The 22192-nt window shown below is 42.4% G+C and carries 20 protein-coding genes and 1 other RNA gene; 7 read left to right on the forward strand and 14 right to left on the reverse strand.

The genetic code is table 11. From position 1 onward, the window contains the following. The first annotated feature begins 8 nt into the window (after positions 1 to 8). Positions 9 to 422 (forward strand): ribosomal maturation YjgA family protein, encoded by a 414-nt coding sequence (locus tag FLP08_RS02725; RefSeq protein WP_156273782.1) that lies wholly within the window; start codon positions 9 to 11, stop codon positions 420 to 422. Here FLP08_RS02725 and FLP08_RS02730 read toward each other — a convergent pair. Beyond that, the gene (locus FLP08_RS02730) at positions 383 to 1219 is read right to left on the reverse strand and encodes an endonuclease/exonuclease/phosphatase family protein (RefSeq protein ID WP_156273784.1); all 837 of its coding nucleotides are present in this window, start codon (positions 1217 to 1219) and stop codon (positions 383 to 385) included. The two genes, FLP08_RS02725 and FLP08_RS02730, sit on opposite strands and share 40 nt — an antisense overlap. Next, positions 1209 to 2432, reverse strand: coding sequence for an NAD(P)-dependent oxidoreductase (locus FLP08_RS02735; RefSeq protein ID WP_156273786.1), 1224 nt, complete (start codon positions 2430 to 2432; stop codon positions 1209 to 1211). The genes FLP08_RS02730 and FLP08_RS02735 overlap by 11 nt, the downstream gene beginning before the upstream one ends. 338 nt (positions 2433 to 2770) lie before the next feature. On the opposite strand from FLP08_RS02735, the gene ssrA reads away from it, so the two are divergent. After that, positions 2771 to 3170: a transfer-messenger RNA gene (gene ssrA / locus FLP08_RS02740) on the forward strand. A 447-nt stretch (positions 3171 to 3617) separates the two neighbouring features. On the opposite strand, the gene FLP08_RS02745 is transcribed toward ssrA, so the two are convergent. Next, positions 3618 to 4310, reverse strand: a complete 693-nt coding sequence (locus FLP08_RS02745) for a DsbA family oxidoreductase (RefSeq protein ID WP_156273788.1) — start codon at positions 4308 to 4310, stop codon at positions 3618 to 3620. Between the two features lie 440 nt (positions 4311 to 4750). Further along, positions 4751 to 5953 carry a proline dehydrogenase family protein gene (locus FLP08_RS02750; RefSeq protein ID WP_156273790.1) on the reverse strand — a complete coding sequence of 401 codons (1203 nt, stop codon included), beginning with the start codon at positions 5951 to 5953 and terminating at the stop codon, positions 4751 to 4753. Positions 5954 to 6313: 360 nt separating this feature from the next. Here FLP08_RS02750 and FLP08_RS02755 point away from each other — a divergent pair, with 360 nt between their 5' ends. Then, positions 6314 to 7426: a hypothetical protein gene (locus FLP08_RS02755; protein WP_156273792.1), complete on the forward strand. Its 1113-nt coding sequence runs from the start codon at positions 6314 to 6316 to the stop codon at positions 7424 to 7426. Positions 7427 to 7469: 43 nt separating this feature from the next. Here FLP08_RS02755 and FLP08_RS02760 read toward each other — a convergent pair whose 3' ends face one another. After that, on the reverse strand, positions 7470 to 8132 hold the full coding sequence (locus FLP08_RS02760; RefSeq protein WP_156273794.1) for a class I SAM-dependent methyltransferase: 663 nt from the start codon (positions 8130 to 8132) through the stop codon (positions 7470 to 7472). 53 nt (positions 8133 to 8185) lie between these two features. Beyond that, positions 8186 to 9664 carry a helix-turn-helix domain-containing protein gene (locus tag FLP08_RS02765; protein ID WP_156273796.1) on the reverse strand — a complete coding sequence of 493 codons (1479 nt, stop codon included), beginning with the start codon at positions 9662 to 9664 and terminating at the stop codon, positions 8186 to 8188. Between the two features lie 118 nt (positions 9665 to 9782). On the opposite strand from FLP08_RS02765, the gene aceB reads away from it, so the two are divergent. The 3 genes from aceB (at position 9783) to FLP08_RS02780 (ending at position 14449) form a co-directional block, all read left to right on the forward strand. Beyond that, positions 9783 to 11384, forward strand: a complete 1602-nt coding sequence (gene aceB, locus FLP08_RS02770; protein WP_156273798.1) for a malate synthase A — start codon at positions 9783 to 9785, stop codon at positions 11382 to 11384. Between the two features lie 83 nt (positions 11385 to 11467). Then, entirely contained in the window at positions 11468 to 13093 is a 1626-nt protein-coding gene (locus FLP08_RS02775) for an isocitrate lyase (RefSeq protein WP_156273800.1), read from the forward strand. A gap of 171 nt (positions 13094 to 13264) precedes the next feature. Next, a complete protein-coding gene (locus tag FLP08_RS02780) occupies positions 13265 to 14449 on the forward strand; it encodes a pyridoxal-phosphate-dependent aminotransferase family protein (protein ID WP_156273802.1) in 1185 nt (394 codons plus the stop codon). A gap of 262 nt (positions 14450 to 14711) precedes the next feature. Here the strand turns inward: FLP08_RS02780 and FLP08_RS02785 are convergent, their stop codons facing one another. The 8 genes from FLP08_RS02785 to FLP08_RS02820 form a co-directional block, all read right to left on the reverse strand. After that, on the reverse strand, positions 14712 to 14981 hold the full coding sequence (locus FLP08_RS02785; RefSeq protein ID WP_156273804.1) for a hypothetical protein: 270 nt from the start codon (positions 14979 to 14981) through the stop codon (positions 14712 to 14714). Between the two features lie 132 nt (positions 14982 to 15113). Next, entirely contained in the window at positions 15114 to 15560 is a 447-nt protein-coding gene (locus tag FLP08_RS02790; RefSeq protein WP_162430884.1) for a methyltransferase family protein, read from the reverse strand. Positions 15561 to 15721: 161 nt separating this feature from the next. Then, positions 15722 to 16018: a DUF3303 domain-containing protein gene (locus FLP08_RS02795; protein WP_156273808.1), complete on the reverse strand. Its 297-nt coding sequence runs from the start codon at positions 16016 to 16018 to the stop codon at positions 15722 to 15724. A gap of 77 nt (positions 16019 to 16095) precedes the next feature. Next, the gene (locus tag FLP08_RS02800; RefSeq protein ID WP_156273810.1) at positions 16096 to 17256 is read right to left on the reverse strand and encodes an ABC transporter permease; all 1161 of its coding nucleotides are present in this window, start codon (positions 17254 to 17256) and stop codon (positions 16096 to 16098) included. Between the two features lies 1 nt (position 17257). Further along, a complete protein-coding gene (locus tag FLP08_RS02805; protein ID WP_156273812.1) occupies positions 17258 to 18220 on the reverse strand; it encodes an HlyD family secretion protein in 963 nt (320 codons plus the stop codon). Between the two features lie 18 nt (positions 18221 to 18238). Further along, positions 18239 to 19612: a TolC family protein gene (locus tag FLP08_RS02810; RefSeq protein ID WP_156273814.1), complete on the reverse strand. Its 1374-nt coding sequence runs from the start codon at positions 19610 to 19612 to the stop codon at positions 18239 to 18241. 85 nt (positions 19613 to 19697) lie between these two features. Next, positions 19698 to 20270, reverse strand: coding sequence for a Crp/Fnr family transcriptional regulator (locus FLP08_RS02815; protein WP_156273816.1), 573 nt, complete (start codon positions 20268 to 20270; stop codon positions 19698 to 19700). 26 nt (positions 20271 to 20296) lie between these two features. Next, complete coding sequence (locus FLP08_RS02820) at positions 20297 to 21175, reverse strand: DUF808 domain-containing protein (protein ID WP_156273818.1); 879 nt, start codon at positions 21173 to 21175, stop codon at positions 20297 to 20299. 350 nt (positions 21176 to 21525) lie between these two features. On the opposite strand from FLP08_RS02820, the gene FLP08_RS02825 reads away from it, so the two are divergent. Next, positions 21526 to 22140: a hypothetical protein gene (locus FLP08_RS02825; protein ID WP_162430886.1), complete on the forward strand. Its 615-nt coding sequence runs from the start codon at positions 21526 to 21528 to the stop codon at positions 22138 to 22140. Positions 22141 to 22192: the final 52 nt, after the last annotated feature.

Genomic DNA, 22192 nt, shown 5'->3' on the forward strand with positions numbered 1-22192 from the left:
AGGCGACCATGTTAATTAAAAGCCCGGGAAAAACTTTTTATGCCTTCTGGTTTCTTATCATTCTCATTATTGAGACCCTGATCGCGATTTTCCTGGAAGATGAGCTGATAAGGCCTTATGGAGGAGATCTCCTGGTAGTGATCCTAATTTATTGCTTTATTAGAGCCATTACCAGTTTTTCCATTCTGAAAAGTCTAATAATCGTTTTTCTTTTCTCTTTTGCAGTTGAATTTTTCCAACTCATCAATATTGTGAAGGTCCTGCAATACCAGCTTCCCGAAATCGTGCTGATCGTAATAGGAAGCAGCTTTTCTCCCTGGGACCTGCTCGCCTACAGCCTTGGAATTCTACTCACGGGAGCCCTTGAATATTACCGTTTAGGCTATTCTGAAAACTCCACCTCGACCATTACCGGGAAGTGATCTGATGGGTAACGCAGGTCCTTTGAATCGCTCAGGACCGCATATTTTATTACCAATACTTCTTCATTGCTGAAGATATAATCGATGCGACGGGTCACAGGTTCGCTGAAGTTATAGCCGTTAAAGGTTCCTTCAGGTCCGAATGTTTTATCAGCCTTATCTCTAGAATCGACCAGGAATTCTGAAATCATTTTTATTTCTTCGGAATCAGGTTCCAGATTAAAATCACCCATCAGCAAGACCGGCAACTCTTCCTTATTCAATTCCTTAATCTTTGAGGTGATCAATTTTGAACTCTCGCGACGGGCCTCTGTTCCCACATGATCAAAATGGGTATTGAAGATCCAGAACTTTTCTCCGGTTTCCTTATTCTCAAAAAGTGCATAGGTACAAACCCGGTTGAAATCGGCATCCCATCCCCTGCTTACCTCATCAGGGGTTTGAGAAAGCCAGAAGGTATCTTCTTTCAAAATATCGAATTTCTCCTTTTTGTACAGGATCGCACTAAACTCTCCTTTATCTCCTCCATCCCTGGCTTCACCGATTACCGCATATTGATCAAGCTCTTCGGAAAAATGTTCCAGCTGGGCTTTCACCGCTTCCTGCACTCCCAGTATATCCGGCTCATAAAACCCGATCTGGCTGGTGATCCAGGCTTTACGTTTAGACCAGCTGTTCTCACCGTCTTTTTCGTTGGCGTACTTGATATTATAGGTCATTACCTCCATTTCCTGAGCCTGGATATGAAACACAGGAAGCAGAAAAACGCAAAGGGCAAATAGTTTACTAATCTTCATTTGCAATAATTTTTCCATCCACATAGTCCTGTAAATAAGAATATAAAGGAGTCATTTTTCCTTTTTGTGTCATGCGGGCTCGCCCCAGGATACCGTCCTTGTCATCGTTAAAAAATGCAGGAATTACGTGCTCCAGGAACATCTCCCCAAAACCTTCACTCGCATCTTTTGGTAGTTCACATGGCAGGTTATCCACTGCCATAATCGCGATGGATTTTGGGTTCATGAAATCTGCCTCACCGCCAGTTTCCTTGTCGTAGCCGTAAAAGGGTTCGGCTATGGTGGAAGGCCTGATGGTACTGGCAACGGGACCGGCGATATCGCAGGAAATATCGGCCACATATTTAATTCGGAAATCCTTATGCCTGATATCCTCCTTGGTATAAAAGACCGGTGCTCCCTGTCCATAAAAATGCCCGGCGATGAAAACATCGCTGGTCTTGGCGAATTTCATAAAGTCGGAATCATAATTTTCCGGAACATTATAGAACTCCTTTCGGCTGCCTTCAGCACCATCCTTTCTTTTGGCGTAGTCTAACACATCGATATGACAAAATACCGGCTTATCGAATTCATTCACCAGGTAAGTTTCGGGGTCTACCTGTTTGATCTTTAGATGCTCGAGGATCTCCCGGGCACCACGGGCAACTTTCCCGCTACCGGTAAGCACGAATTTATAGGCTGGCAGTTCGATGCCGTCCAGTTCTTTTAGCATGGCATCGAGATCTGGCAGGTCTTCAGCCTTGGGTAACTGGAATTTGTTTTCTTTGATCCCAATGGCTCGAATCCCGTTATAAGCCCCAACAAGCCCGGCATAGCGTCCAAACCCTATTAAACGTGCCTTGTTTTTATTGGTGATCACCTCGTGATCGTATAATTCTATCTTTCTTGACAGAATTTCACGAAGCAGGTCACGATTATATGGCTGCTTTTTGATGGTATGAGAAAAGAAAAAGTACTTTTTGTCAGGTATCAGATTCGGGATCGGTACTTCTTTTACTCCCAGAAGTACGTCACAATCGCTGATATCTTCTGAAACTTCAAAACCTGCCTCACGATATTCGTCATCGCTAAAGATCCTGATATCAGAACTTTCCACTTTAAAGGAGGCTTCCGGAAATTGGGAAACTACTTTTTTTAGCATTTGTGGTGAAAAAAGCACTCTTCTATCTGGTGGTGTTTTTCGTTCTTTGATCAGGGCGAATTTTATCATTCTGGTATGGGTTTTGCTTAATATTGTAGTGTCTCAAAGATATAAATTTAAATGAGTATCTTTGCTGGCCCGATCGTAAACTACGGTCGGATTTCTTTGAAAATTCTGGAGATGTCATGCTGAACTTGTTTCAGCATCGCAACAGGTCCCGAAATAAATTCGGGACGAATTCGAACTGGTTAAAATCTAACAATTTTAACCGTTCTCATTCGCGTTAGGGATAGCAGCGGTTAGCTTTTTGCGAGGTGACGAACAAAAACTATGAGCGCATAGCCCGGCCACGAAGCGAAAGCGCAGTGGCAACGCCCAGATCACAAAGAAGATGTTCATTATTTTATGGGGTCGACTTGGTTTTGACAGCGAGTCTAATTGAGTTGTAAGCACGTAGAGCGCTGGGATATAGCTCTTAAATCTCATATTTCACACTTTTTTAAACGGCGAGAATAACTACGCCTTGGCTGCGTAACCGAATCACAGTAGGTTATACTTAGTCCCTGCAAGGCAGGGAGCCAAGATGTCTCGTGGAAGCCTTGATTTACGGCGTCCACACCAGAGGCACCGATAAAGTAAATATAGGGAGCTCAGGGCCTTGATGAGTTTCCGAAACTTAAGCGAGGATACGTGTAAAGTTGGTGGTTTTCGGCCGGCTTTGCATCGACAATCAAGTGAAAACTAAACGTGTAGAAAGCATCTGAATTGCTTGTTTGGACGAGGGTTCGAACCCCTCCGACTCCACAATTAAGCGCAGCCGGGCTGCGGATTAAAATTAAAAAATCTGCCAGGTATTTCACCTGAGCAGATTTTTTGGTTTTAAGGCGCCTGGACTGCAAGGACAGCCGGATGCATTTACAGAATAGGAGTTAAAGGTTAAGGCGCAGCCAGCCCCTCCGACTCCACCTACGCTCGCCGAAGCTCTTTTTTGAGCGAAGGCGAGCTTTTTTATTATATCACCTTCTCTTATTTTTAGTTTACTTTTTTATTATCTGCGAGCTTGCGCCCCCGCTAAAGCTTGAGTGCACGCGGGCGGTGGACGCAGTCCACTATCATTTTATATAAGAAAGATACCCGGATTGTTTCCTTAACTAGGATATGAAAGCCCTGAGAAAAAGCTGGATGCCCAGGCTTCTAAAAAGGATTCTAAGAAGAAAAGCTAGCTACAATAGTTTATTGAATTCACAAGTTTTCTCAGTCACAATTTCCCTCGCTTGAACACGAATCCCCTTCGGCGACCTTAAGTTCAGATTTACTTTCCTGCCATACTGTTTCTAAAGTCTGAAGGAAATCTTCAACTGGCTGGGCTCCGGAAATGGCATATTTATCATCAAATACAAAGAATGGAACTCCTCGCACACCAATATTCTGTGCCTCCATCTCGTCCTGTTTCACTTCATAGGCATAGGCGTCAGAATTTAAAACCTGCTTAACCTCTTCAGCATCCAGGCCTATAGACGCAGCAACCTCTGAGAGAATAGAGATATCGTCAATATTCTTCCCTTGCTCAAAATGAACTTCAAAGAGAGCTTCCTTGATCTCATTCCCCAGGTTCCTGGTTTTAGCAAATTGAATAAGGCGATGAGCATCAAATGAATTTGCAAGGATCCCTTCCTGAAGATTCATTGAGATACCTGCTTCCTCTGCCATTTTTGTAGCGCCGCTGAACATTTGCAGGGCCTGCTCTTCACTTACACCTTTAGCCTTTACGAAATACTCCAGCATCGAGGTATGGGGATCGGTTTTTAAGGTGGGATCGAGTTGAAAGCTTTTCCAAACGATTTCTACTTTGCCTTTATTTGGAAACTGTTCCAGGGCATCTTCAAATTTTTTCTTTCCTATATAACAGAAAGGACATCTAACATCTGACCAAATACTTACCTTCATATATCCTTAGTTTTCAATGATTACAGGGCTGACTAATTTAGCCGAGGCAAATTTACAACAAGTCTGCCAGAATGCAGATACAGGTAACTGGTTCCCAAAATTTTTTGATTTGATTTTAATTTGTCGCAAAAATCAATGTAAAAATGCGGCTTTCGAGGCCATTTGACGCAAATCCTAAAATTCAAAAATTTAAACCCTTGATTTTTCAGGGCTTCACAAACTATAACATCGCGCAGCGTGCTATCTCAATTTTATGCTTTCGCTCATAAAAACCTCAATCTCTTTCGTTGTAATGAATATTATTATTAATCCTCATTATCCAAGCATTTAAATCAGGGTAACCTGCAAATATGATTTAATTTAAAAATCCCACTCGATATAAGTGGGATTTTGTTGTCTGTACCTTAAATACTGTACGCGATATTCCGAAAATTAGAAATTTATGCTGGAACCTGTTCTTTATTCTGAACATCTCCATTACGCCTATCTATCTCTCCATTTAATAAAACCAATTCACGATTGGTCTGACCTTCAACCGAAGAATTTTCTTCTGCTCTGCGCAGTAAATACGGCACCACATCTGTAACAGGGCCAAAAGGAACCAGCTTAGCGGTATTATATCCTTTTCCCGCTAGATTATAACTTATTTGATCACTCATCCCATATAACTGACTGAACCAAACTCTGGGATCGTCTTTCGCAATTTTCTGATCTTCCATAATTTGTAAAGCCAGGTAGTTACTCATTTCATTATGAGTGCCAATAAATACTGATATGTCCTCAAGATGATCCAGGCAATAGGCCAATACACTATTAAAACTGACATCTGTTGCCTCTTTATTTCTACAAATTGGCGACTTTTTACCACGTTTCTTAGCCCTTTTATTCTCCTTTTCCATATACGCCCCACGAACAATCTTGGCCCCAATTTTAAAGTTATCCTTCTGGGCAGTTAAGTGAAGTTCTTTTAGGTAATCCAATCTGTCCCATCGGTAGCACTGGAATGTATTAAATATGAGGGCTTCTTCTTTGTTATATTTCCGCATCATATCTTCCATCAGATCATCAGCGGCATCTTGCATCCAACTCTCTTCAGCATCGGCATATAATCTCACATTGAATTTTTTAGCTTCTACACATAAACCTTCCACTCTTTCCCGGACCCGCTCCCATTCTGCAGTTTCTTTATCGGAAAGGCTAATATGACTACTTACTTTATGCCATATTTCAAAGCGCCCCAAAGCTGTAGGTTTAAAAATGGCAAATGGAACTTCAGACTCTTCACTGGCAAAAGCTATAAGCTCTTTCTTGACCTTAAAGGCTGAATCGAATTCTTCCTCTTCCTCTTTGCCTTCAACAGAATAATCGAGGATACTTGACATATTCACCTCGTCCATCTCCCTAATGATGGGTTTGCAATCGTCTATACTGGTTCCTCCACAAAACTGATCGAAAATGGTATTTTTTATAAGCGGCTGAACAGGCAACTTAGCCTTAAGAGCAAATTTTGTCAGGGCTATTCCCGGTTTGATCAGGAAAGGTTTTCCCATAACGCTAAAAAGTAAAATGGCTCGTTTAAGTTCTAGATCAGATTTTAATCTGAATGCTGTAGCCGTATTGTTGAATATCTTTTTGTTAATCATCCTGCTAAACTACCCAACACTTCTACAGCATAAAACCACCTTACAGAAACATTAACTGTAAATATGATTATTACAGCCATTGAGTCAAAAAAGATCTGATATGAGATATTAAGAAATATTAAAAAACAGGAATTATTAATATTCTTTTTAGAAAATGATAGGTTTTAAAGAATTCATCATTATTCCCCATGATCTTAAATCTCACCTATGAGTGGTTACCCTTCCATCTAAGTTCTGTTATAACATTTATTTACGTATATCTTAATAATGTTATATCTTTTATATTCTGAATTTCAATCAACTAGCAACATGTTAGCTCTACATTCAATCGGCACTATTAATTTCTTATACAGAAAAGCTTTGATTCAATGGATGTTCCTGATCCTGGTATGTGTTAGCCAGATATCCTGTGCCCAAAGGAAAAATAAATCTGTGGGGCCGGGTGGCGGTACTGTTGAAATATCTCAACCAGAGCTTAGGGTGACCATGAACGATTTCTTTTACAGGTTTGAACGCAGCATCGCTGAATCTGCCGATAGCATCATGAAAGCATCCACAGATCCAGCTGTTGAACGCGAAGCCCTGATCTGGAAATTGAATTCGATTCCGGTTGCCAATACCGCGATCTATAATTCCGATCCTTTTCTAGGTTATATAGATGTAGCAGTTTTTACTTACCAATTGAAACTGTTTTATGAAAACGGAGCCGGCAAGGACTCCTTTGGACCTCATCAGGATATCGCCCTGGAAACCTTGGATTCGCTCTGGGAAGAGCTGCTGGATATTGGCCGGAACCTGGTACCCGACAATGATATTTCAGAAGGAACCAGGATCGTTACCGATTTTGCTGAAAAACATCCCCTTAACAGCTCCTATTTCGTTAGGCAATCCACGGTCCCTTTAATGACCAAAATTCAAAATGCCGAGAAAGTTACCTTTAAAGGACTGGCTGAAGATATGTCGCAAAGCCTGGATCAAATGCGCGCTCAACTCGGTTCCTATATGGAGGTGCTGCCGAAACAGGTACGCTGGGAATCTGAATACCTGATCGATAACGCCCTAACCAATGCCGAAATGACCGGTCGCTTTGACTCTATTTCCAACTTAATGGAAAGAACGGTATTGGTACTGGAATCAAGTCCAGATTTGATCGATAACCAACGGGAGGCAGCCTTTAGGGACATTAGCGGTGAACGAATAGCAGTAATTCAGGCTCTGCGTCAGGAGCGCGAGATCATCCTGGAGGAGATCAAAAAAGAACGGGCGATCGTTTTGGCTGAACTTTCCGAACAAATAAACACACAGCGGGAAGCGGGTTTTAAAGATCTCAATGCTTTAACGACCCAAAGTATTGATGCAACTTTTGATCGAACAGAGGATATCATTGATAAGCTCTTCTGGAGGACGCTGATCCTCATCTCAATTTTATTCGTATTGATATTTATTGGATTGGTCCTTTATAAAAAGATTTAAAACTGGCCCCTAATAATAAAATTAAGAATGAATTCCGAGTTTACTAAATCTTATATAGGGTAGTCTGGATTACCCCTGGATAATCCTCTAAATTGATCGTTAATAGTGGCTTTTCTTCTTTTACTTCCCACAGAAATGGTGGCACCAGTAAATCCACCCCACTTTGTTTTTTAAGCCTGCTTCCCTGTCCCGAAATTATATCCATATTTGGTATGAAATCGGCTTCCGGCAAATGTTCAGTTAAAATGAGATATTTGAAATCCCTGAGCTTTTTTAGAATTGACTGGATTTCAGTATTTGATAAATGTTGCAGCACCTGCCTTAAAATAGCGATGTCTCCCGTCGGCAGCTCGTCTTTTGCAATATCCAGGCAGCGGAATTCAAGGTTTTCCCGGCTGAAATTTTCCGAATTGTGTCTGATCAGGGGCTCTACAATATCTACCGCAATATACTTTCCGGCATAATCCAATAATTCTTTGCCTACATTAAAATCACCACAGCCAAGATCACATACCACCGGCGGATTTTCAAAGGATCTTAAAAAGGATGTTACTTTCTCGATATAGGGTTCAATGATTTCCGGATGATGAGACCCGATCCCGGAGTAGAATTCAGATTTATTTCCACCCCAGAGATTCTTACTGTAAACTTGCTCCATGGCATCTTTGGTTGGCCAGGGCTTTTTTTGTTTTTTAGGCGATCTCATAGGATTATTAATTATACCTCTCCGGATTTAAATCTTTCCTCTTTAAAAAAATTCTAAGCCTGGAATTTCTCGGTTAACTCATCTACAATAGATTCGATCTTTCTGTTCCTTTCCCGTTTTTTCAGGACGATGGCCGGAGCCTGTCGTACCTCACAATCCTGAATGGCGCAACGCTCACAGGTTACCCCCACATCTTTACGAATGATATTTTCATCGTCAAGAAATTTCACCTTGCGTTCCAGCTGTTTATTCAAAAGCAAGCCGATACTTATGCTTCGGTATTGATTCTCCCGGAAAGGATCCTGGGTGGCCGATGAAAAAATGAGATACTGGTTCTCATGACTGGGATAATTAGAGATCTGAACGCCAAATTCATGGGAATTACCAGATTTGGCAATGTCTTCAAGAACTTTCAAAGACATCCAGCGCCTGCAGTAATGCTCATTGGTTTCATTCGCCCTGGGGGAATGGTGGTGAGTTAAATGCAGTTCTTTGTTCAAATAGTATTTACCGCTATTTGCCCGGTGCGTAATTCTTAGAAAAAACAGGTTTTTTATATTAAATGCCTTTGGCAGAATGTTGGTTAAACGTTGATAGAAGGTCTCCGGGGAAGCATTGAATCCGTTTAGCATTTTCGTGAACAACTCTGCATCGAAGGTTTCCTTTTCAAAAAGCTGTTCCAGTTTTAAGGTCAGCTCTTCTTTAGGGATCACCAATGCTCCCGCAAAATAGGAAGCATAAAAATTATTCAACACCTGGTCGAATCTTTCGAATTTGATCCACGGAAAGGAATGTAGCCTATCCGAAATTTCCAGGAAATTATAGGCGATTTCCTTGGCGTAAATAAAAGTACGTTGGGCTTCATCGATTCCATCTGCCAGCAATAAAGTATTGGTCTTCGGAATAAAAACAGACCTCAGGCTTTCCAGGTCTTCGTATTTAGCCAGTTCACTTTCATTAATCTTATAACCATATTCCTCAATAAGAATCTCCTCCAGTTCTTTTGAGGTAGGTGATTTGGTAAGGTCTACCTGGTAAGCTTTGGCGAACTTGAGCACCTGCTGCTCCAGGTCATCAAAATAATTATTATTCGCCTCCTGGAAAGATCGCACCGAAGCCAGGAAAAAACTTTCCCTACTGAAGTTATAATGCTTGGCGATTTCTATGATCGTACTAATAAAAGCATTCACCTTCGCCGGGGCATTAGAGACTATATCGATCAGGTTACTTTCCTTGATCCCGAAAAGGTCCAGCGGAATTTCCTTTAAGATTTTCGACTGCAGCAACTCCCCTATTGGAGCAAGATTTTTGTCCAACTTTAAGGACACCATTTGATCATATGGCACTTCTAATTTATCTGAAAGCAGGGCGATTTTATCCGGTTTGGGATATTTTTTTCCATTTTCTATCTCATTCAAATACGACTTTGATAATCCTGAAAGTTTGGATAATCCGAACAGGGATAAATTCTTCTCGGTCCTTATCTGCTTTAGCTTCAAGCCAAATATCAGTTTGATATAATCTTCTTCCATAACTCAAATATAGACAATTCTGCGAAACACCTCAAAATGCGAATTTATTCTTTTAGCGAACGTTCGCTTGTTTTATTAAATTCTTTGTTTTAATATTGTCCTATAAAACATTAAAACTATGGAAACCACATCATTAAAAATTGCCGATCTAAACTTTTCAAAAGAAGTAACCAATTACTACCCTGAGATCTTAACCGATGAAGCTCTCGATTTTATCGTCGCGCTTCACGAGAAATTTAATGCTCAGCGTTTATCGCTTCTGGAAAAAAGAAAGGAACTGCAGAAGTATTTTGATAAAGGTAATTTGCCGGAGTTTCCATCTGAAACCAAAACTATTCGCGAAGGTGACTGGAAAGCCGGAGAGATCCCGGAGGACCTTCAGGACAGGCGGGTAGAAATTACCGGACCTGTAGACAGAAAGATGATCATCAACGCTTTGAATTCAGGAGCAAGAACCTTTATGGCCGATCTTGAAGACAGCACCGCTCCTTCCTGGAAAAATGTAATGGAAGGCCAGCGTAACCTGATCGATGCCAATAAAAAGACCATTTCACTGACCGATGCCAAACGTGGGAAATCATATCAGCTAAACGAAGAAACCGCTGTTCTTTTGGTTCGCCCCAGGGGCCTGCATCTCAATGAAAAACACCTTCTGGTTGATGATCAGCAGATGTCTGGAAGCCTGGTAGATTTTGGATTGTATGTTTTCCATAATACTAAGACCATGCTGGAAAATAACACGGCTCCTTACTTCTACCTTCCAAAACTGGAACACTACCTGGAAGCGCGATGGTGGAACGAGGTATTTAATTTTGCCCAGGATTATTTAGAGATTCCCAAAGGCACTTTTAAAGCTACCGTCCTGGTGGAAACCATCACCGCAAGTTTTCAATTAGATGAAATCATTTATGAATTGAAAGATCATATTGTAGGTTTGAATTGCGGTCGCTGGGATTATATTTTCTCCTATATCAAGAAATTCAGAAATCATAAAGATTTTGTGGTGCCTAACCGTGACCAGGTGACCATGACCTCGCCGTTCATGGACGCTTATTCCAAACTGGTGATACAGCATTGCCATAAACGTGGTATCCTGGCAATTGGAGGAATGGCTGCACAAATTCCGATCAAAAATAACGATCGGGCCAATGCCGCTGCTATCGAAAAGGTTCGAAAAGATAAGGAAAGGGAAGTGATGAATGGCCATGACGGTACCTGGGTAGCGCATCCGGCGCTGGTAGAAGTTGCCATGACCGAATTCAACAAACACATGCCACAAGCCAATCAGTTAGATGTATCCCGGGATGATGTTCAGATAACGGAAAAAGACCTAGTTGAAATTCCAAAGGGAACTGTTACCGAAGCCGGCATCAGGAAAAATATCAATGTCGGAATCCTTTATATGGAAGCCTGGCTGCGCGGTTATGGCGCAGTGGCGCTATACAATTTAATGGAAGATGCTGCAACGGCCGAGATCTCAAGAACCCAGTTATGGCAATGGTTGAAAAATGAAGTGGTCCTGGAAGACGGAAGAAAATTCAACATGGAGCTATACATCGATATTTTCGACGATGAGGTTGAAAAGATACTCACCGAATATGGGGAATCAAATATTAAAAAGAACACCAGGTTTGAATTAGCCTTCAAACTCTTCGATAAACTGGCAATTTCAGAAAGGTTCGAAGAATTCTTAACGCTACCGGCGTATAAATACCTATAAAAAAATGTCTCGCAACTACTGCCATAGATTGCGAGACCTAATTATCAAAATTTCAGAAAAATTCAATAATCAAACACAAAATTATGAAAAATTTATCGCAAACTAAGTATCAATCTGCCCTGGAAAAGGTTCAAAACCTCAAACAGAAATACGGGGAAAGCTGGAATTCCATTAACCCGGAGAATGCCGCCAGAATGATCACCCAGAATCGTTTTAGAACCGGTTTGGATATTGCGAAATACACTGCCGCTATCATGAGAAAGGATATGGCCGAATACGACCAGGATCATTCTCAATACACTCAATCGCTTGGTAGCTGGCATGGCTTTGTGGCGCAACAGAACATGATCGCCATAAAGAAGCATCATAAAACAACGAATAAGAAGTATTTATACCTGTCTGGCTGGATGGTTGCCGCTTTGCGTTCAGAATTCGGACCCCTGCCAGACCAATCTATGCATGAAAAAACCGCGGTTCCAGCACTCATCAAGGAAATCTATGATTTCCTGCGCCAGGCCGATGCCGTGGAGCTGAACGACCTTTTTAAAAGGCTGGAAAACGGTGAAGATGTGCAGGATGAGATCGATAATTTCGAAACTCATATAGTACCTATTATTGCCGATATCGATGCCGGTTTTGGAAACGAGGAAGCCACTTATCTTCTGGCAAAACAAATGATCGAAGCAGGAGCCTGCGCCATCCAGATAGAGAACCAGGTTTCAGATGCCAAGCAATGCGGGCACCAGGACGGGAAAGTGACCGTACCACATGAGGATTTTATCGCCAAGCTGAATGCGGTAAGATATGCTTTCCTGGAATTGGGAGTTGAAGAAGGGGTTATCGTAGCAAGGACAGATTCTGAGGGTGCCGGCTTAACCCAGAAGTTACCGGTAAGTCAGCAGGAAGGTGACCTGGCTTCAAAATACCTGGCATTTGTAGAGGCTGAAAATATAGCTATTGAAGATGCCCGGGAAGACGATGTGCTTTTAAAAAGAGACGGTAAACTGGTGCGCCCGGTTCGACTGCCTAACGGACTCTATAAATTCAAAGATGGTTCCAATATAGACCGTGTGGTTTTAGACTGTATCACCAGCCTGCAAAACGGGGCAGACCTGCTGTGGATAGAAACTCCCACGCCAAATGTCAAGCAGATCGCGCATATGGTGAACCGCGTAAAAGAAGTGGTTCCAAACGCCAAACTGGTTTATAATAACTCCCCTTCTTTTAACTGGACACTGAATTTCCGCAACCAGGCTTACGAGGAAATGCTTGCCGAAGGTGAGAATATGACGGCTTATGACAGAAATAACCTGATGGATGCTGAATATGACGGATCTGAACTTTGTCATCGTGCAGATGAAAAGATCAAGACTTTTCAGAAAGATGCCGCCAGGGAAGCAGGGGTTTTCCACCACCTCATCACGCTGCCAACCTATCACACTACGGCCTTGCACATGAACGATCTTACCAGAGGTTATTTTTCTGAAGACGGAATGCTGGCCTATGTGGAAAGTGTACAAAGACAGGAAATACGCAAAGGAGTTTCCTGCGTGAAACACCAGCGCATGGCAGGTTCAGACCTGGGAGATGATCATAAGACCTTCTTCGCAGGTGAAAAAGCGCTTAAAGCAGGTGGAGAGAAAAACACCAGCAACCAGTTTGCTGAAAAGAAAAAAACCGCCAAACGAGAACTGGTAATGGATAAATAAATCTTACGAAAAGCTCAAGACGTTCAATTTCACGCCTTGGGCTTTTCTGCTTTCGTTTGTTAAGCAAGAAACTCAATCTTATAAAAATTAACCTGAAAGTGAGACCCTGAAATAAATTCAGGGTGACGAATGATTATTCAGAACAGAAAGAGAAATATTTAAATTGAAATTATGAAAGGCAGAAAATTATTAATGATCCCAGGCCCCATAGAATTTGAACCTGAAGTATTACATGCCATGGGAAGAGCTACAACCAGTCATGTGGCGCCAGACTTTATAGAATGCTTCGGAAAAAGTATCGAGCTGATGAGGGAAGTCTGGAGATCTCCGCAAGGACAGCCATTCATCGTTGCCGGAACCGGAACTTTAGCCATGGATATGGCAGCCGCCAACCTGGTTGAAAAAGATGATCGGGTTCTTGTAATCTCGACCGGGTATTTTGGCAAACGCTATAAGGATATAATGGATAGATATGGCGCAAAAACCACAATTTTAGAAGTCCCTGTCGGTGAGGTAGTAGATCTTGATGCTATCGAAAATGAATTGAAAAACAATTCATACAAGGCTTTAACGCTGACTCATGTGGATACCTCAACCGGAGTTCTGGTCGATCCAGAACCCATTGCAAAACTGGCGCAAAAATATAATTGCCTGAGTATTTTAGACGGCGTCTGTTCTGTCGCCGGAGAAGAAATAAACCAGGATGATTGGGGAATCGATGTGGTATTAACCGGATCCCAAAAAGCTATAGGAGTTCCACCAGGCCTGGCCTTACTGGTAGCTTCTGAAAAAGCCATGCAAGTCTGGAATAATAGAAAGACACCTGTTGGAAGTTATTACGCCGATTGGAGTAACTGGCGACCTATCATGAAAGCTTATGAAGAACGAAGACCTTCTTATTTTGGTACACCGCCTGTTAACTTAATCGTCGCCCTGGAAACGAGTCTGAAAATAATTCTAAAGGAAGGCATGGAAGTCAGGGTGAAAAGACATCACGAACTGGCGAAAGCTTTCAGGATTGGACTGGCTGCGCTACAATTCGAGTTTTTACCAGAATCAAATGAAATCTCAGCGAATACACTTACTGCAGCTTATTATCCTAAAGGAGTTGATGGTTCTGCTCTGCTCGCAAAGTTATCTAAAGACGGGGTGATCCTTGCCGGAGGTTTACTGCCGGAACTAAAAACATCCTATTTTAGAATTGGCCATATGGGATCGGTCTCTTCAAACGATCTCATTGTTGTGCTCAGTTCCTTAGAACGCGCTTTAATAGAACTTGGCCATCCCGTCAAAGCCGGGGAAGGATTACAGGCTTTTCAGAGCGAACTTTTGACGAAAAATCTGGCTATAGTATAGCATCTAAATCAGCATAATTTCCATTTAGAAGTAGAGTAGAAAAAAAATCCTGCTGGACGAAACCTGCAGGATTTTTTTTTGTTGCAACGCGCATGTCTTTATGCTTGTAAATTTGATCTAATAGTTTCGCGAATACTTATTAAATCGTGCTTATAATTCTAACTTTTCAACATACTAAAGATAATATTTTTGTTTAATTTATTTTGCATTCAATTAAACAATTGTAGAATATTTAACATCAGAAAGAACAGATGGATAAGACCTAATCTTTCCCGGATGTTTTAGTATTGTCGTCTTCCGGAATTTTCAACAGTTCTTCGTTTAAACTATCGGTAATATACCACCTGCGATAATCCCCATCCCTTGTCCCAATATGAATATATTTGCCCAAAGAAGTTTTCATGGGGATCATGCCTTTTTTATTGCGGGGATGCTTATAAGTCTCTTCTCCAAGGATCTGGAACTCTTCTTCCATTTCTTCCACGATCTCCCGGTTTTGATTCAACCTTGTTAGATGCACCTTTCTTTTCATAAGTCTTTCTTCCTCTTGGCGTTAAAGATAATTATCTGGCAGATAACATACAGAAACTGAAACAAAATAACATGCATTTTAAGGAATCATTGGCATTTAAAAATGAACTCATTGCGCACTTACTTTTAAGGTTTACTTCGGAAAAAACCTGCCCGTTCGCTTTTGGTATTCTCGGTAGTCGCTGAACTTCTGCAAAAGCAGCTTTTCTTCATAGGCTGTTTTTACTGAAAAAAGGACGTATAAACCTAAACATATCATGACTCTGAAGCCAGAATTGGTGTAAATACTGAAACTCCCCAGGCCAATCAGGATACCCGTATAAATTGGATGCCGAATATATTTGTACAATCCGGTCTTTACCAGTTTACTTCCTGCTCTCGGTGTGGGAAAGGGAGAAAGATTCTTATTCAGTTGAAGCATTGCCAATAAAAAAATAATAACACCAAATCCTGAAAGAGCCAGTGCGGTACTTTTTACAAAATCTGGAAAGGATAATTGAAGGACAGGGAGCTCAAAATAATAGAGAATAAAGAGAAAAACCTGTACCCCAACCAGCTTATAATCTTTGGCGTTTAGCATGTGTGGAAACTTAAAACCAGAATTAAGCATTAACCTTCCTGATCCATTCAGTGAAAGGCTTTTCCTAATATAGAACATAAAAAGGAAAAATCTGCCAGGTTCGACCTGACAGATTCTGTGATTAAAGCTTTTGGGAATAAAGTGTTCTTGCCAACTAACCTTTAATCGCCATAATCCCTGTTCTTTCCAACTTCCCTGGTTTCTTTGTCTCCCAGTACAGGAATCACTGTGCAATCCAGGATCTTATTCCAGTTTAAGGCCCAGTTGGCGATCGCCTTTGGATCATCAGATTCAAAAATGGCCACTCCAGTGCAGCCTGCCAGATCATGCCATCGCCCAATCATTTTGATCTTATCACCCCAGTCATTCTTATCGTCCTGTTCGCTCATCTGTGAAAAACCCTTGAGCGCATCATGCCGGTGCTCCTCGTGAAGCCTCCATGTCAACTTAAATTTCATATCACTTGAATTTTAATTAATAAAATATCAAGTTACTGATGCAGAATATTTTAAAAACACGGGGTTACTATGTATTTTCAACCCTTTTGGCTCCTGCTCTTCCTTATTTTCACATGAAGGATAAAAGTCATTGCCAGGAAAGTAACTAAGGTAATAAGGACTAACATGCTTAGCTCTGTGCTTATCGATGCCAGGTCTCCCCCATAAAAAGCTATCTTTCTAAATCCACTTAAAAAATGCGTCAGGGGGATCACCTTTGCGAAACTCTGAATCCCAGAAGGAATTGCCAGGCTCGGCCAGGTGAATCCACTTAGAACAAAGGCTGGGGTGGAAATCACCATCAGCAATTCGGTAGCTTTTAACTGGTTTGGGAAAACAATGGAAAATAGCATCCCGATACCCATTCCCGCCAGGCTCAACAGAATGGTTAGCAACAACATGGGCAGGTTAAAAAGGTCGCCATCTATCCTGAAATATTCCAGGATTCCGGCCACGGCAAACCACATGACAGGAATAAGCACGAAAAATGGCAATGCTTTTAATAAGATATGAAAAGGTGACCATTTGCTGATGCTGGCTAGTTCATGGAAATATCCATCCTCAAAATCACGGGCAAAAACCAGCGCCAGCGCCAGGAAAATCACCTGCTGCATGATGGCCGCAAGCAATCCGGGCAGCATAAAGCTCAGGTAATTCCCTGCAGAATTATATAATTTATTGAAATTGATCTTAAAGCTTTCATAGCTGTCCATGGCCTGTTCCGGCGAATAACCCTGTTTCTTCAGGCCTTCGATCTCGATCCCTGCGTTCAGGGTCATCAACACCGCCTGAATGTTCTTACTGGCCATGTTGGCGTTCAGGATATTGGCCATATTTAGGTCTACCCTCACTTCCGGATGCCTTTTCTGAAGTATGTTCGCCTCGAAATCCTGGGGAATGCTCACCACTGCTGCGTATTCTTCATAGGGCATGTCTTCCTTGATATTCCCGGGCACATATCTTACTTCACTTATCTTCAGGCCTTCATTATCGTCAAAAGCATCAATGAGTTTATATGATATGGGGCTCTGGTCCTCATCAACGATCAAAAGTGGCAGGTCTACCACCTTCGCCGGTTCGTACACGAAACCGAACAGGAAACCGTACAGAATAGGAGCTCCAAAAAAGATTGCAAGCAAGACCTTGTTGGAAAAAATCCTTTCAAATTCGATCCTGAGCAGGCTCTTTAAATTTTTCATATTATCTGTTTAATAAAATGGTGCTGTTCAAATAGAATTTATCGCCGGCATCCTTTTCCGTAGGGACTACCTTAAGCTCGTACACCGTTTCCGAAAGGTCATAAAGCGGCGCGATACTGGTGATATCGGCATATTTCGCCAGCTGTTTGATGGCCACTACCCTGGCGCTTGTTTCCTCTTCGGTATAAGGATTTACCAGATTAAGCTGTTCATCTACCTCGAAATCGTAGATCTTAGATTCCGGTACCGTGAACCTGAAATAGACACTCCCTGTCCTGTAACCGTTCACCAGCACATAACCCGGCGTGAGCAATTCACCTTCACTAAGGCTCACTGTCTCAACCGACATATCTACCGGTGCAGTTAAATACTGTTCCTTTGAAGCCGTTAATACCTCGTCCCTGGATCCTATCGCTCGATTAAGCTGTCCCTGGGCCTGGGCCAGTTGTTCCTTTCTGGCACCTGTCTGTACCTCCTTGCGTTTTGCTTCGAGCGCATTTACCTGGGCCCGGGCCATCTCCAGTTTCATCCTAACCTCATCGAACTGCTGTTTACTAACCAGCGAATCCTGGTACATCGCCTGCATTCTTCCGAAAGATTCTTCGGCAAAATTCAATTGGGCCTTGCCGGCTTCCAGCTTACCTTCGATCTGTTGCAGCTGCTCCATGGTTGCGCCGTTAACCGCCATATCCAGTTGTCCACGAGCCGCGGCAACGGCACCTTCGGCCTGTTTCATTTTAGCATCCACCTCGGGAATACTTATCACTGCCAGGGTATCCCCGGCCTTTACCTTCTGGCCTTCTTCCACAAGGATGTTTTCTACCCTTCCGGCCAGCTTTCCGCTTACAGAAACTGTTTCAAATTTTACTTTCCCCCTGTAATTGGTCAGTTTTTCATCATTGCTGCAAGAGCTGAACATGATCACGGCCATGGCTGCCAGGCCAAAATTTTTATATATTCTCATCTTATTCGGTTTTTTGTATTAGTAGTTGAGTTTTCCCTGGGCGTGCAATAATTCGGTTTTCGCACGGCGCTCCTGGAAATATGAATCTTGTAATTTGAATTCTGCTTTTTCGAGGTCTCTAAGAGCATCAAGCACATCGTTGATGGGTGCCAGGTCGTTGCGATACTGTTTATCGGTAAGCTCATAGGTCTCCATGGCCAGTTCGATCTCCTTCTGGACGATCCTGGTATTCTGCTGTGAAGCTTCCAGGTTTTGCTGGGCCTTGATCATGCTTAGAGCGATCTTTTCCTCGGCATCTTCCCGCTGCTCCCGGTATTTTTCAGCTTCCAGCTGGGATTTTTTAGCTTCCAGCCTGGATTTATTTCCATCAAAAACATTCCACCTGATGCCGACTCCCACATACCACTTTGGATCTAATAGGGAAAGGTCATCCTCCAGCAGTTCATAATGTCCTTTTAAAGCTATCTTCGGAATAAAATTGTTGCGCTGCATCTTCGCCTTGTAAAGGCTGGCGGTTTCAGCTTCTTCCAGCGCCTTGATCTCGTCCCTTTTTTCGGCCTGTTCTGTTTCTGAAATGCCCATGGAACCCAGTTGAGGGTTGATCGCGGAAAGTACATTCTTCTGTTCACCGGTAAGCATATGCAACAGCTCGATGAGGATAGTTCGGTTTTGTTCGAATTCCAGCTGACGGGCGATAAGTTGCTGAAGGGCCAGCTCCACCTTTTTTCGCTCGATTGGAGTGGCAAGTCCGTTTTCTATGGCTTTCTGAACGAATTTTTCCTGCTGCTCCAGATAGTCTTCCGTAGTTTCCAGAACTTCTGCCGAAGCATTCACCAGGGCCAGCTGGTCATAGGTTTCAATAATTTTTAGCGCAATTTTATCCTCCATGGCCAGGGCAGCATAATTAATTGATGCCTCCTTGTGCTTGCTGGCCTTCAGCGCATTCGAGGCCTGGAACCCGCTGAAAAGCGTCCAGTCCAGGTCTACCGAAGATTTGAGGATATTGCTTTCCTGTATGGCTGGAATAGGCTGCACAGGAACTCCCGCAGGAAATTCAGAATTAAAAGGGATACCCGCTGCTTCCTTGATAATCAGTTTCTGGGTTCCGGTTAAAAGTTGCTGGGTGTCCTCATCAAAACTGATGTCGCTGTCCAGCCGGGTATAATTTCCGTTAAGGGTGATCTTCGGAAGGAAAACCGCACGGGCGAGTTTCTGATCTATCACCGCCTGCTGGGCTTCGAATTCTTTATTATTAAGCTCGTGGCTTTTGTCTATACCTTTTTCGATCAAATTCCGAAGAACCGGGTCAAGGTCCTGGGCATTCGAAGAAACGGGTGTAAGCCAGGCCAGAGCTAAAAGTAACAGGCTGCCTCCTACCTTCTTTATATGCATTTTCACTGTTTTTAGAATTACAGTGCAAAGGTCTGATGCAAGAAGAGGGATTCTTTTGACCTATATCAAAAAACGAAAATGCTAATTATTCTTCGAGTTTTTTCTTCCTGATCCGGCTCAGGGTTTCCTGGGACATCCCCAGGTAAGAAGCGACCATTCCCAGGGGAACACGGTAGATGATATCCGGATATTCGGTAAGCATATATTCATAACGCTCCTGAGCGGTTTGAAACTGGATGGCATTAAGTTTATGTACCACCTTGGTAAGCATTTCGGTAGAAAGCAACCTCCCCAGCTGCTCCATTTTATGGTATTTCCCGAAAAGGAATTCAAGGTCTTCCTTGGTGATAAAATGAATGAGGGATTCTTCGAGCACCTCTACATTATAAAGACTCGGGCTTTCCTGGAAAAAACTTTCCAGGCTGGTCATGAACCTGCCTTCTCCAAAAAAAAGCTGGGTGATCTCCTTTCCGTCGGCATTCAGGTAATAATTGCGGCCAACTCCTTTTTCTATATAATAAAGCTTGCGGCAGATCTGCCCCTGCTCCACCAGTGGATATTCCTTGCTTACCTCTTCCACCCGGAAGTGGGTTAAAATCTCCTCCAATTCCTCTTCGGAAAAATCTACCAGGCTTTTTAAGAATTCAGGAAGTTCCATGACAGATCATTAGAAATGTTGAAGCATCATTTTTTGAATATGGCTTTCCAGGCTTTTTTTAGCAATCCTACGATAGGCAAAACCAGGAAACCAACCACCAACCCGACCAGGAATTCACCTAAAATAGAAGGTAAACTATGAACCAGGTCGTGGATAAAATGGATATTATGTACAAAGATCCCTCCGGAAACCAGCATCAACGCGATGGTTCCTATCACGCCCAGACTTTTTATTACCCAGGGCAGGGCGTTTACCAGGAAATTTCCAATTTTGTCTGAAAAACTATCGGTTCTTTCGTTCAGGTCGATAAGCCTGGCTCCAAATTCGTCCATTCTTACGATTAATGCCACGATCCCATAAACACCTACCGTCGCTACCAGGGCGATAAGAGTCACCACTCCAATTTGAATACTTAAGGCTTCCTCGCTAACGGTCCCTAAAGCAATAATGATGATCTCTACGGACAGAATAAAATCGGTTATAATAGCCGATTTGATCTTTTCCTTTTCCCTCGCCAGGGCTTCCTCCTTGGTGATCTTTTCGAGTTTAGGTTTACTTTTGTGATGTTTGTGCGGAAATAGATATTCATGGATCTTTTCGGCACCCTCATAGGCCAGGTACAATCCACCGAGAATAAGTATGAACTTGATCGCGACGGGGACAAAGGCACTCAGCAGGAAGGCTACCGGTAAGATGATTACCTTGTTTAAAAAGGAGCCTTTGGTAATAGCCCATAGCACTGGGATCTCTCGTGAAGACATAAAGCCTGAAGCTTTTTCGGCATTTACTGCGAGGTCATCCCCGAGTATGCCCGCTGTTTTCTTACCGGCTACCTTCCCCATGGTAGCTACATCGTCCATAAGGGCGGCGATATCGTCTAATAGCGCAAAAAATCCTGATGCCATATATCCTTTTTAATTATGCGAGTAAGTTCCATCTTTTTTAGCAGAATCAGAAAATAATTTTAGGTAACGGGCTCGCCAGAAGACTGCTTTATATTCGAATTTTGGAAATATTTTTCTGTAAATAAGACTATTCGGTCCCCGAAATAGAAAAATCTTTGCTTTTAAAAATCCAATCTCAGGCCCATCGAAAAGCTTTCAACAGCTCCAATTCGCATCTTGTCCATAGATGAATATTCAGCATGAAGCTAACTACCTACATGCTACCTATTTAACTGAATATTAACGCTTTAAAGGAAACCGGAAGCCTCCCTTTGCCCGTAAGTATGAGTATAAAACTAAAATTTTTAATTATGAGAACTTTAAAATTATTTTACCTGGGAATGCTGTCAATGACGCTAATTTTCACAGTTGGGTGTTCCAAAGAAGAAACCGGAATGGAAGAAGTGAATGCCGTAAATGCTCATATTGAGCCCAATGAATTAGCTAATAATGGTTCCAAAGCAAAAATGTATACCGTAGAGTTTGGATCACTCAATGAGTCTGGTGTTTCCGGTACTGCCGAGTTGAGCCTTACAGGAAGTACTTTGACGGTAAACATTAGCGCCTCGGGACTTGAAGCCAACCAGGTTCACCCACAGCACATCCATGGATTCAGTTCAAATAAAGGTAATTCTACCTGTCCTCCCGCTTCGGCAGACCAGGATGGAGACGGTTACGTTAGTATTCCAGAAGGTGCACCGTTTTACGGGGGTGTCTTACTAACTTTAGGACCTATTCCAACAGCTGATGCTAACGGAAATATCAATTTTACCATGACCTATGAGTATGAAGACGGTATAGATTCAGATATAACCCCACTACAAAACCGAGCTATCGTATTACATGGTATGACTGTAGACGGTGAATACTGGGCCGGCTTGCCTGTAGCTTGCGGCCAAATCATGCCTAGTCAGGGATCTAAATAGTCTATTGAACTTTGTAAAAAAAGCACCTTCACGGGTGCTTTTTTTATTTTCA

This window comes from Christiangramia aestuarii, assembly GCF_009735585.1.
Lineage (GTDB): Bacteria > Bacteroidota > Bacteroidia > Flavobacteriales > Flavobacteriaceae > Christiangramia > Christiangramia aestuarii.